This is a genomic window from Stenotrophomonas indicatrix (assembly GCF_002750975.1).
GTDB classification, from domain to species: Bacteria; Pseudomonadota; Gammaproteobacteria; order Xanthomonadales; family Xanthomonadaceae; genus Stenotrophomonas; species Stenotrophomonas indicatrix.
Map to the genome: position 1 here is coordinate 367,476 of NZ_PEJS01000001.1, position 11,754 is coordinate 379,229.

Sequence of the window (11,754 nt, forward strand, 5' to 3'; positions counted from 1 at the left end):
CGCGCGTGGATACCGAACCGGATGACAGGATCCACGCTGTGCGTGGATCCGATCCATCGCAGATCAGCGCGACAGCGGCTGCTGTGCCTGTGCCTGTTCCTGCGCCTGTCGTTGTGTCTGTTCGGCGTTCAACGCTTCGCTCTGGCGAGTGCTGGATGGCAGATCCTGGCTGACCGCCTGCGCAAGGTCGATGTAGGTGCGATGCGCGGCAGGATCGCCCAGCTGGCCCTGCACCGCGAATACACCCTGGCCGTCGGGGCGCGCCACCACGGTGTCCACCTGTGACATGCCGACAAGCTTGGACTCGTAGGCGACCTGTCCAGCGGCATTCTCCAGCTGGCCGCGGTCATGGAACAGCGGCGATAGTCCACCTTGGCTGCGCTGCTGTTCCAACGTTTCCAGCTTTTCGACGACCTGCTGGTAGCGCGGATTGTCGGCGTGCCCGGGCGTGGCCATGCTCGGTGCTGCAGATTCGGCCTGCTGATGCTGCTGGCTTGCCGCCTCCAGCGCACCCAAGGTGCCGCTACCGGCTTTGCCGTCCACCGTCAGCTGATGATCGCGCTGGAACTGCTGGACCGCCTGCAGGGTGCCTGGGCCAAAATGACCGTCGGCCACCAGCGGTGCACCGTTCTTGCCCGTGTAGCCGAGGTCGGCCAGCTTCTGCTGCATGGCCTGCACCTCATCGCCCTTTGCGCCGTTCACCAGCACGCCACTTCCAGCCGACGCACCGGGTGTGCTGGGCGAGCCGTGCGAGGGGGCATGGGTTGGGGTGATGCCCAGCTGGGTCATGGCCGTGTCGAAGCGTTGATCGCGGCTGGTCACGGCCGCAGGCGACTGGATGCCGAATTTGGTCGCATCGACGAAGGTCTGCACGTCGGCCCGGCTTGGTGGATCGCCGGCCTGGACGGTACCGCCCTGCAGCTTCTCCGCGTTGCCGGCCAGATAGCTGATGAACTGCGGGCCCATGCTGCCGAACTGGTTGTCATAGTCGGCCATGGCCAGCTGCAGCTCCGGGTTTGCCACGATGGCATCGGCGGCGGCCGGGTTGGTCGCACGCACCTTGGCGATGGCCTCGTCGACGCGCTCGATGGCGCTGTCCAGCTTGGCGTTGGTGAGCTGGTCGATGTTTGCCTGCGGAATGGCCTGCAGCTTGGCGTCGAGCGCGGCCAGCTGCTGTGTGCTCAGCCCCCCGTGCTGGGACAGCAGTTCGATGTCACCGTTGGTGAAACCGTTGTCGCGCAGGAAGCGCCTGGCCTGGGGGTTGCCGCCGACGTCGAACTGCACCAGGCCGAACGAATAGGCGCTGGTGCCCTCCTGGGCGTATGAAAAATGGTCCAGGTGGCGGGTGTTGCCGCCCAGTTCGGTGTTGAGGAACAGCGTGGACAGCTGCTCGCGGGTGAGAGTGGAATCCGTTGCCATGGTCATCGTTCTTCAATGAGGAAAAGGGAGCCGTGCCCGCCCGGCTGATGTCAGCCGGCGCAGTGCTGCTGGGTGAAGCCGAGCAGCTGGCGGGTGGCCTCGGTGCCGTAGGCAGCCGGTGCCGGTTCGATGGCGAACTGGCCGACCATCTGGTTGCTGCACAGTTGCACGTTGCGCTTGCCGGTGGCTGTTTCCAGGGTGCAGTTGGCCGCCAGCAGGGCGTTGTGGCCGGCGCCGATGTTGGTTGCCGCTGTGCAGCCCAGCAGGCTGCCTTTCTGGCCGTTTTCACCCAGCAGCGTGTTGAAGGTCGCCAGCTGGCTGTTGGGGTCGCGCAGCACCAGCATGTCCACGCACTGCTGCTGGCCGTCGGGCACTTCGCAGGCGTCCTGGTCGACCAGACCGTCGCGCGTGGCCGACAGTACCTTGAGGCGGTCGGCAGATACCTGTTGCAGGCAGTGCGCGTCGCTGCACAGGTCGCGCGTGTGCTGGATCCAGCGCTGCTGCTCGGCCTGCAGCTTGGCCTTGCCGGCGGCATCGAGGGTTTGGCTTGCGGTGGCTTCGGCCTTGGCCAGCTCGCCTTCCTGCTTCAACAGGGCGGGGTCGTTGCAGATCAGGGTCTGCACCGGCGATGCCGGATTGGCGCAGGCGGTGCTGCCGGCGGCCGCTGCCGGGGCGCTGGCCGCCTTGCCGTCGGTGTTGGCCTGTTCGGTGGCGGCTGCAGGCGTCGTGGCCTGGGCTTCACCGGAGGGCGGGGTGCAGGCGGCCAGCAGGGCCACCCAGCACAGGGTCATGAGGGGCTTGATGGCCCGGGTCATACGTTCACTGCTGCGCTGCATGTCTATCCTTTGATGTCTGCGTCCTAGCGCATGGCCTGCGGGCGGCAGGCATGGGGCGAACCATGGAACGGGGGCGCCGTGGCGGCCGCGCGGCGGGCTGGGCATTGCAACATCCCGCGCCGGGGCCGTTGGCGGGAACAGAGCGTAGCAAGCGACTGCTTAGGGCTCTGTGACAGGGCGCGCGGAACGCGGCGGCCGGTGCCCGGATGCAGAACGGGCGCCCGAAGGCGCCCGTCCGTGTGCATCCGTTGCTGGGGTCAGAGCCCTTTCCTGCGGAAAGGGATCCGACCCCGCGCACGGCATCAGTAGCGGTAATGATCCGGCTTGAACGGACCTTCCACCGGCACGCCGATGTAGTCGGCCTGTTCCTGGCTCAGGGTGGTCAGCTTCACGCCGATCTTTTCCAGGTGCAGGCGGGCCACTTCTTCGTCCAGCTTCTTCGGCAGCAGGTACACCTTGTTCTCGTAGGTGCCCTTGTTGGCCCACAGGTCGATCTGGGCCAGGGTCTGGTTGGCGAACGAGTTGGACATCACGAAGCTCGGGTGGCCGGTGGCGCAGCCCAGGTTGACCAGGCGGCCTTCGGCCAGCAGGAAGATCGCATTGCCGTTGGGGAAGATGTACTTGTCCACCTGCGGCTTGATGTTGACGTGCTTCACGCCCGGGAAGGCGACCAGCGCATCGACCTGGATCTCGTTGTCGAAGTGGCCGATGTTGCAGACGATGGCCTGGTCCTTCATCGCGCTCAGGTGCTCGATGCGGATGATGTCCTTGTTGCCGGTGGTGGTGACGTACAGGTCGGCACGGCCCAGGGTGGATTCGATGGTGTTGACCTCGAAGCCTTCCATCGCCGCCTGCAGGGCGCAGATCGGATCGATCTCGGTGACCACCACGCGCGCGCCGTAGGCACGCAGCGACGCGGCGCAGCCCTTGCCGACGTCACCGTAGCCGCAGACCACGGCGACCTTGCCGGCCAGCATCACGTCCATCGCGCGCTTGAGGCCATCGGCCAGCGACTCGCGGCAGCCGTACAGGTTGTCGAACTTGCTCTTGGTGACCGAGTCGTTGACGTTGATCGCCGGGATCAGCAGGGTGCCGGCCTGGGCCAGCTGGTACAGGCGGTGCACGCCGGTGGTGGTTTCTTCCGAAACGCCCTTCCAGTCCTTGACCACGCGGCCCCAGTAACCCGGGCGCTCCTTGGCCACGCGCTTGAGCAGGTTCTTGATGACCTGCTCTTCGTGCGAAGCGGCCTTTTCGTCGACCCAGGTACTGCCGTTTTCCAGCTCGTAGCCCTTGTGGATCAGCAGGGTCACGTCACCGCCGTCGTCGACCACCAGCTCCGGGCCGGTCAGGGTGCCGTCGGGCAGGGTGAAGGTCAGCGCGTCCAGGGTGCAGTCCCAGTACTCTTCCAGCGACTCGCCCTTCCAGGCGAACACGGGGGTGCCGGTGGCGGCGATCGCCGCAGCGGCGTGGTCCTGGGTCGAGAAGATGTTGCACGAAGCCCAGCGCACGTCGGCGCCGATGTCCTTCAGGGTCTCGATCAGCACCGCGGTCTGGATGGTCATGTGCAGCGAGCCGGTCACGCGCACGCCCTTCAGCGGCAGCTCGGCCTGGTACTTGCGGCGGATGGACATCAGGCCCGGCATTTCGTGCTCGGCGATGTCCAGTTCCTTGCGGCCCCAGTCGGCCAGGGTGATGTCGCGGATCTTGTAGTCGCCTTCGGTGGAGAAGGTCTTGGCAACAGCATTCATGCAGTAGCTCCGGTTGTGGGCGAGCGGATGCTCGCATCTGGCCGGGCGCCGTTGTTGCAAAGCCACCTGGCCGAGCCTGGCCGGTCTCAGGGGATCCGGTCGCAGCGCCCCTCGGCAGGGGAGGATGCCCATTATATCGCGCCTCCGCTGTGACACGGCGATGACCCAACCATCGGCAGATGGGCGCAGGTGCATGGCCTGTTAAGGTCGAGGGCTTCATGCAGCGAACAGGTAGAACAATGATGAGCACGCACGCACGCCGCAACCGGCGCTTGACTGGCCTGGTCCTGTCGATGGCCCTGCTGGCGGTGGTCCCGCAGGCCTGGGCTGCGGCACCGCAGGCGGCCGCGGCGCAGGCACAGGGCGTGGCCGGTTACGAGCTGCCCTCGGCCGCACTGCAGGCCGTGGTCGACGCGCCGCGGGCGCCGTCGCTGTTCCTGTCGCCGCGCCGGGATGTCGCCGCGCTGATGCAGATGCCGTCGCTGCCGTCGATCCAGGTGGTGGCGCAGCCGGAGCTGAAACTCGCGGGCCTGCGCATCAATCCGAAAACCTTCTCTGACAGCCGCTTCAGCTTCGGCCAGAAGCTGTGGTTGATGAATGTGGCTGACGGCAAGGAACGGCAGATCAGCGGGTTGCCGGCCTCGTTGTCGATCGCCAGCCTGACGTGGTCGCCGGACCAGAAGTGGCTGGCCTTCAACCAGGTCGATGCCGCTACCGGGGCCAATGAGCTGTGGCTGGTGGACGTGACTGGCGGCAGCGCCCGTCGCCTGGTCGCCGGCCTGAACACCGTTCTGGGCAGTGGCTACCAGTGGTTGCCGGACAGCCGTGGCCTGGTGGTGTTCACCCGCCCGGGCAACCTTGGTGCCGCCCCGGCTGCTGATGGCATTCCGACCGGCCCGGCCGTGCAGCAGACCAGCCAGGGCGGTGGCGTGGTGTCCATCCGCACCTACCAGGACCTGCTGAAGAACGAGGCCGACGCGCGCCAGTTCGATTACTACGCCACCACCCAACCGATGGAAGTGGGGCTGGACGGGCAGAGCCGTGCCATCGGTGCGGCCGGCATCTTCATGGGTTTTGCGGTGTCGCCCGACGGCCGTTTCGTGCTCAGCCAGCCGGTGCAGCGTCCGTACTCCTACGTGGTGCCGCTGAGCAGCTTCCCGCGCCGCATCGAAGTGCTCGACCGCAGCACCGGCAAGCTGGTGCATACCGTGGCCGTACGGCCGCTGGTGGAAGGCCTGCCGACCGGCAACGATGCCGAAGTGACCGGCGTGCGTGACATCAGCTGGCGCGGCGATGCCGATGCCACCCTGGTCTGGGCCGAAGCGCAGGATGGTGGCGACCCGAACAGGGAAGCCAAGGTGCGCGATGCGGTGTTCATGCAGGCCGCACCGTTCGACACGCCGCCGGTGACCCTGGCCCAGCTCGGCAGCCGCTATGCCGGCATCAGCTGGGGCCGTGGCGACCTGGCCCTGCTCAACGAATCGTGGTGGAAGACCCGCCGCAGCAAGACCTGGCTGATCGCACCGGACAACGCCAGCGCCGATGCCAAGCTGCTGTGGGATCGCGACGCGCAGGACCGCTACGCCGATCCGGGCCGCCCGCTGATGACCAGTGATGACCGCGGCCGCTCGCTGCTGCAGACCACCGCTGATGGCGGCAGCCTGTACCTGGCCGGTGCCGGTGCATCGCCGGAAGGCGACCGTCCGTTCGTTGATCGCTTCGACGTGGCCAGCGGCAAGGCAACCCGCCTGTTCCATTCGCAGGCACCGACCTACGCCGCGCCGGTAACGCTGCTGGATGCGCAGGCCAGTTCGCTGCTGATCAGCCGCGAGAGCCCGGACGAGCCGACCAACTTCTACGTGCAGTCGCTGGCCGACACCAACGCCGCACCGCGTGCGCTGACTCATTTCGCCCATCCGCTGCCGCAGCTGAAGGGCGTGCAGAAGGAGCAGATCCGCTACAAGCGCAAGGACGGCGTGGACCTGACCGCGACCCTGCTGCTGCCGCCGGGCTACGACCCCAAGCGCGATGGTCCGCGGCCGCTGCTGATGTGGGCCTACCCGGGTGAGTTCAAGAGCGCGGCGGCCGCCAGCCAGGTGACCGATTCGCCGTACCGCTTCAACGCCATCAGCTACTGGGGCCCGCAGGCGTTCCTGGCCAAGGGCTATGTGGTGCTGGCCAGCCCGTCGATGCCGATCATCGGCGAAGGCGACAAGGAACCCAACGACACCTACATCGAACAGCTGGTGGCCAATGCGCAGGCCGCAGTGGACGAGGTGGTGCGGCGTGGCGTGACCGACCGCGAGCACATCGCCATCGGTGGCCACTCCTACGGTGCGTTCATGACCGCCAACCTGCTCGCGCACACCCGCCTGTTCAAGGCCGGTATCGCGCGCAGCGGCGCCTATAACCGCACGCTTACCCCGTTTGGTTTCCAGGCCGAAGAGCGCAACTACTGGCAGGCGCAGGACGTGTACCAGAAGATGGCGCCGTTCAATTACGCCGACAGGATCAAGGATCCGATCCTCTTCATCCACGGCGTGGACGACAACAACTCGGGCACCTTCCCGATGCAGAGCGAACGCATGTTTGCCGCAGTGAAGGGGCTGGGCGGCACCGCCCGCCTGGTGATGCTGCCGAACGAGTCGCATGCCTACCGCGCACGCGAATCGATCATGACGATGCTGGCCGAAAGCGAGCGCTGGCTGGAGCAGAACCTCGGCCCGGTGCAGCAGGGCAAGGCGAAGAAACAGCGCTGATCCGCGCACGATGGCGGCCCCCGCAACAGGGCCGCTTCCCACGGTAGCGCCGGGCCATGCCCGGCGGATGCGTGCAGATGAAACCATTTCTGCAGCGCAGCACGGCACGCGTTCTGGTTTAGGCTTGGGGTCTGGATCCGTTGACCGAGGCCTGTGCGTCGCCGATGAACGAGTACCGCAGCAGTATCGAATTCGCTTCCCCTGATCTTCCCCTGCGTGACGACGTGCGCCGTCTGGGTGCACTGGTCGGTGACCTGCTGGTCGAGCAGGTGTCGGCCGCCTTTCTCGATGACGTCGAGGACGTGCGTACGCGTGCCATTGCCCGCCGCGAGAACCAGGCGCCGCTGTCCGTGCTGGCCGACGGCCTGGCCGGGCGTGAACCGCAGCAGGCCGAGACCATGGTGCGTGCGTTCAGCACCTACTTCCAGGTGGTCAACATCGCCGAGCGCGTGCATCGCATCCGCCGCCGCCGCGACTACCAGCGTGCCGTCGCCGCCGCGCCGCAACCCGATGGCCTGCAGGATGCCCTGCAGCACCTGAAGGCGCAGGGCGTTGGCCTGGATGAACTGGCGCAGTGGTTGCCACGCATCGATATCGAGCCGGTGTTCACCGCACACCCGACCGAAGCGGTGCGCCGCGCGCTGCTGGAGAAAGAGCAGCTGATGGTGGCCAGCCTGGTCGACAATCTCGACGGCCAGCGCACGCCGGGTGAAGCGGCCGCAGATGCCGCGCGTTTCCGCATGGCGTTGACCGCCTCGTGGCAGACCACCGATTCCTCGCCGGTGCGCCCGACCGTGGACGACGAACGCGAGCACGTCGGCTTCTATCTGGTGCAGGTGCTGTACCGGGTGATCCCGGTGCTGTACGAATCGCTGCAACAGGCACTGCGCGATACCTATGGCGCGGAACTGCCGCTGCCGCGCCTGCTGCGTTTCGGCACGTGGGTGGGCGGCGACATGGACGGCAATCCCAATGTGGATGCGCACACCATCCGCAATACGCTGGATGCACAGCGCGTTGCCGTGCTGGGCCGTTACCAGAAGGAACTGCTGCAGCTGGCCAGCCTTCTCAGCCAATCCACCGAGCGGGTGGGGGTGAGCGACGCACTGCAGGCGCGCGTCGCGCATTACCAGCAGTTGCTGCCGCAGGTGCAGTCGCGGCCACGCCATGCCGACATGCCGTATCGGTTGCTCAACGACCGCATGCGTGCACGCCTGCAGGCCACGCTGGATGATGCCGACGGCGCCTATGCCGGCCCGGACGAGCTGATCGACGACCTGCAGCTGATCCTCGACAGCCTGCGCGCGAACCGGGGCGAGCATGCCGGCGGCTTCGCGGTGCAGCGCCTGTTGTGGCGGGTGAAGACCTTCGGTTTCCATCTGGCGCGGCTGGATGTGCGCCAGGAATCGAGCGTGCATGCGCGCGCGCTGGCGGCAGTGCTGGGGGGCGATGCGGCATGGGACGCATTGGATACAGCGGGTCGCGCACGCCTGCTGGCACCGCATGCCAGTGGTGAAACACCATTGCCTGTTGGCGATGATGAGGGCAACCAGCGCTTGGATGCAGTGTTCGCGGCCTTGGCCGATGCCCGTGCGCGGCATGGTGGCGACGCGCTGGGCAGCTACATCATCTCGATGGCGCACGACCGTGGCGATGTGCTGGCGGTGCTGGCCCTGGCGCGTCGTGGCGGCCTGGTCGATGACGCCGGCCACGTGCCGCTGGATATCGCGCCGCTGTTCGAAACCGTGGACGACCTCAAGCGCGGCACCGCGACGCTGCGCGATCTGCTGGCCGATCCGGTGTACCGCGCGCATCTGCGTGCACGCGAGGACGTGCAGATGGTGATGCTCGGCTATTCGGACAGCAGCAAGGATGGTGGCATTGCCGCATCACGCTGGGGCCTGCAGCGCGCACAGGTGGAGCTGCTGGAAGTGGCCGCCGAAGCGGGCCTGCGCCTGACCTTCTTCCATGGCCGCGGTGGCTCAATCAGCCGCGGTGGTGGCAAGACCACGCACGCGGTCGATGCCTCGCCACGCGGCAGCATCGATGGCCGCCTGCGGGTGACCGAGCAAGGCGAGGTGATCCACCGCAAGTACGGCATCCGCGCGCTGGCATTGCGTTCGCTGGAGCAGGCCACCGGTGCGGTGCTGCGCGCCAGCCTGCGCCCGCGTGCCGCCGAACCGCGCGAGGATGATTGGCGGCCGGTGATGGACGTGGTCGCCGGTTCCAGCAGCGAGGTCTATCGGGCGTTCGTTGGCCAAACGCGTTTCATGGACTACTTCCGTACCGCCACGCCGATCGATGTGATTGAACGGATGACGCTGGGATCACGGCCGTCGCGCCGGCTCGGCCAGGATGCGGCCTTGACCAACCTGCGCGCGATTCCGTGGGTGTTCGCCTGGAGCCAGGCGCGCGCGGTGATTCCGGGCTGGTATGGGGTCGGCAGCGGCCTGCAGGCGGCCGCCGACGCCGGCCATGAAGCCACGTTGCGTGAAATGGCGCGGGACTGGCCGTTCTTCCGTACGTTCCTGGATGACATCGCGATGGTGCTGTCCAAGGGGGATATCACCATCGCCGAACAGTTCTCGCGCCTGTCCGGCGAGCTGCACGATGCGTTCTTCCCGCAGGTCGAGCGCGAACTGGAGCTGACCCGGCACTGGCTGCTGGCGCTGATGGAGCAGCAGACCCTGCTGGACCACGACGCGCGGCTGGCGCTGTCGATCCGCCTGCGCAATCCCTATGTGGACCCGATCAGCGTGCTGCAGGTGGACCTGCTGCAGCGCTGGCGCGAAAGCGGGCGCGAGGACGACGACCTGCTGCGTGCGCTGGTGGCCTGCGTGAATGGTGTCTCGCAGGGCGTGCAGAACACGGGGTGATCCGCATCCGCCGGGCATGGCCCGGCGCTACCTGCCTCGGCGGGTGCGGGGCTTGCCCCGCACGCCCTCACTCTTCCGGCGACGGCGGATTGGACGCCAGCAGTTCCAGATGCCGCTGCTCCATTTCCTGCCGCAGCTGGCGGCGGATCAGCGCTGCGGCCTGCCGGCGCTTTTCATCCGAACTGGCCGGCTGCAGCGATGGAACCGGCGTCGGCCGGCCGTCCTCGTCCACCGCCACCATGGTGAAGAAGCAGCTGTTGGCGTGGCGCACGCTGCGCTTGAGGATGTCCTCGGCCACCACCTTGACGCCGATTTCCATCGACGAGGTGCCGGTGTAGTTCACCGAGGCCAGGAAGGTGACCAGTTCGCCCACCGCGATCGGCTGGCGGAACACCACCTGGTCCACCGACAGGGTGACCACGTAGCGGCCGGCATAGCGGCTGGCGCAGGCATAGGCGACCTGGTCGAGCAGGCGCAGGATCGCGCCACCGTGGACCTTGCCGGAGAAATTGGCCATTTCCGGCGACATCAGCACGGTCATGGACAGCTGGTGGGATTTGAGTTCGGTCGACATGGGGCGATTGTATCGGCAACCACCGGCACTACCATCTGCCGGCCAGCGGCCGGCACTACCGAAAGCAGAAGGGCCGCTTGCGCGGCCCTTCTTGAAGGTCAGCCGACTGACAGTCGGCTCTACAGCGGCCCTTCGTGTTTCTTACTTCAGCTTCGCATCGGCGCGCAGGGCGGCGGCGCGATCGGTCTTCTCCCAGGAGAAGGCCGTGGCGTTGACGGTCTCGCCTTCGCCGTTGATGTAGCTGAACTCCTTCGGCTTGCGGCCGAAGTGGCCATAGGCCGCGGTCTGCTGGTACATCGGGTGGATCAGGTCCAGCATCTTGATGATGCCGTACGGGCGCAGGTCGAAGTGCTTGCGGATCAGCTTCTCGATCTTGTCGTCGCTGATCTTGCCGGTGCCGAAGGTGGTGACCGAGATCGAGGTCGGCTCAGCCACGCCGATGGCGTAGGAGACCTGCACTTCGCAACGGTCGGCCAGGCCGGCGGCCACCACGTTCTTGGCGACGTAGCGGGCAGCGTAGGCGGCCGAACGATCGACCTTGGACGGGTCCTTGCCGGAGAACGCGCCACCACCGTGACGGGCCCAGCCGCCGTAGGTGTCGACGATGATCTTGCGGCCGGTCAGGCCGCAGTCGCCCACCGGGCCGCCGATCTCGAACTTGCCGGTCGGGTTGATGTGGAACTTGGTGCCCTTGTGCAGCCACTTGGCCGGCAGCACCGGCTTGATGATCTCTTCGCGGACGGCCTCGATGAGGTCCTTCTGCTTGATGCCCGGGGCGTGCTGGGTCGACAGGACCACCGCGTCGATGGCCGAGACCACGCCGTTTTCATAGCGCAGGGTGACCTGGCTCTTGGCGTCCGGACGCAGCCAGGACAGCGGCGAGTTGCGCTTCTTGCGGATCTTGGCCTGCTGCTCGACCAGACGGTGCGACAGGTGGATCGCCGCCGGCATGTAGCTGTCGGTTTCGTTGGTGGCATAGCCGAACATCAGGCCCTGGTCGCCAGCGCCCATTTCTTCCGGCTTCTTGCGGTCAACGCCTTGGGCGATGTGCGGGGACTGCTTGCCGATCAGGTTCAGCACGCCGCAGGTGGCGCCGTCGAAGCCGACGTCGGAGCTGTCATAGCCGATGTCCACGATGACCTTGCGGGTCAGCGCTTCCAGGTCGATCCAGGCGCTGGTGGTGATTTCGCCGGCAACGATGGCAACGCCGGTCTTGACCATGGTCTCGCAGGCCACGCGGGCGCGCTGGTCCTGGGTCAGGATCGCGTCCAGCACCGCATCGGAGATCTGGTCGGCAACCTTGTCCGGATGGCCTTCAGAGACCGACTCGGAGGTGAAGAGGTAGCTGGACATCAGGCTTAATATCCTTTGATTCGGATGGAAAGATGGGCGCGAATGATACACGGGGTGCGCCGCCTGTGCATTGTGAACCTGTATGGGTTGCCGGTGGTTAAGGTGTTGTGCCCGGCAGGGCAACGCTTGGCGGGCATTGCGGCGGCATCGTGCACAGGCAGTGTTCCACTGGCGTGACCATTGCCGCCC

Annotated in this window: 7 protein-coding genes and 1 riboswitch; of the genes, 2 read left to right on the forward strand and 5 right to left on the reverse strand. The window is 66.7% G+C overall.

The window, feature by feature from the left end:
• Positions 1 to 63 precede the first annotated feature (63 nt).
• The 3 genes from CR918_RS01640 to ahcY all read right to left on the reverse strand — a co-directional run bounded on the left by CR918_RS01640 (position 64) and on the right by ahcY (position 4,003).
• Entirely contained in the window at positions 64 to 1,419 is a 1,356-nt protein-coding gene (locus CR918_RS01640; RefSeq protein WP_243378940.1) for a peptidoglycan-binding domain-containing protein, read from the reverse strand.
• A 50-nt stretch (positions 1,420 to 1,469) separates the two neighbouring features.
• A complete protein-coding gene (locus CR918_RS01645) occupies positions 1,470 to 2,210 on the reverse strand; it encodes a lysozyme inhibitor LprI family protein (protein ID WP_243378942.1) in 741 nt (246 codons plus the stop codon).
• 347 nt (positions 2,211 to 2,557) lie between these two features.
• Positions 2,558 to 4,003, reverse strand: a complete 1,446-nt coding sequence (ahcY, locus tag CR918_RS01650; protein WP_025876541.1) for an adenosylhomocysteinase — start codon at positions 4,001 to 4,003, stop codon at positions 2,558 to 2,560.
• 36 nt (positions 4,004 to 4,039) lie between these two features.
• Positions 4,040 to 4,122, reverse strand: a riboswitch (S-adenosyl-L-homocysteine riboswitch).
• 123 nt (positions 4,123 to 4,245) lie between these two features.
• On the opposite strand from ahcY, the gene CR918_RS01655 reads away from it, so the two are divergent.
• Entirely contained in the window at positions 4,246 to 6,762 is a 2,517-nt protein-coding gene (locus CR918_RS01655; protein WP_099841922.1) for a S9 family peptidase, read from the forward strand.
• Between the two features lie 164 nt (positions 6,763 to 6,926).
• Positions 6,927 to 9,638, forward strand: a complete 2,712-nt coding sequence (ppc, locus tag CR918_RS01660; protein WP_099841923.1) for a phosphoenolpyruvate carboxylase — start codon at positions 6,927 to 6,929, stop codon at positions 9,636 to 9,638.
• Positions 9,639 to 9,705: 67 nt separating this feature from the next.
• Here ppc and CR918_RS01665 read toward each other — a convergent pair whose 3' ends face one another.
• Positions 9,706 to 10,212, reverse strand: a complete 507-nt coding sequence (locus CR918_RS01665; protein WP_025876535.1) for an acyl-CoA thioesterase — start codon at positions 10,210 to 10,212, stop codon at positions 9,706 to 9,708.
• A 141-nt stretch (positions 10,213 to 10,353) separates the two neighbouring features.
• Complete coding sequence (gene metK, locus CR918_RS01670; RefSeq protein ID WP_025876533.1) at positions 10,354 to 11,565, reverse strand: methionine adenosyltransferase; 1,212 nt, start codon at positions 11,563 to 11,565, stop codon at positions 10,354 to 10,356.
• Positions 11,566 to 11,754 lie beyond the last annotated feature (189 nt).

Excerpts from the sequence above, each read along its gene's own strand:
- metK (WP_025876533.1), bottom strand. The coding sequence starts at position 11,565 with ATGTCCAGCTACCTCTTCACCTCCGAGTCGGTCTCTGAAGGCCATCCG.
- ppc (WP_099841923.1), top strand. The coding sequence starts at position 6,927 with ATGAACGAGTACCGCAGCAGTATCGAATTCGCTTCCCCTGATCTTCCC.
- CR918_RS01665 (WP_025876535.1), bottom strand. The coding sequence starts at position 10,212 with ATGTCGACCGAACTCAAATCCCACCAGCTGTCCATGACCGTGCTGATG.
- CR918_RS01640 (WP_243378940.1), bottom strand. The coding sequence starts at position 1,419 with ATGGCAACGGATTCCACTCTCACCCGCGAGCAGCTGTCCACGCTGTTC.
- CR918_RS01645 (WP_243378942.1), bottom strand. The coding sequence starts at position 2,210 with ATGACCCTGTGCTGGGTGGCCCTGCTGGCCGCCTGCACCCCGCCCTCC.
- CR918_RS01655 (WP_099841922.1), top strand. The coding sequence starts at position 4,246 with ATGAGCACGCACGCACGCCGCAACCGGCGCTTGACTGGCCTGGTCCTG.
- ahcY (WP_025876541.1), bottom strand. The coding sequence starts at position 4,003 with ATGAATGCTGTTGCCAAGACCTTCTCCACCGAAGGCGACTACAAGATC.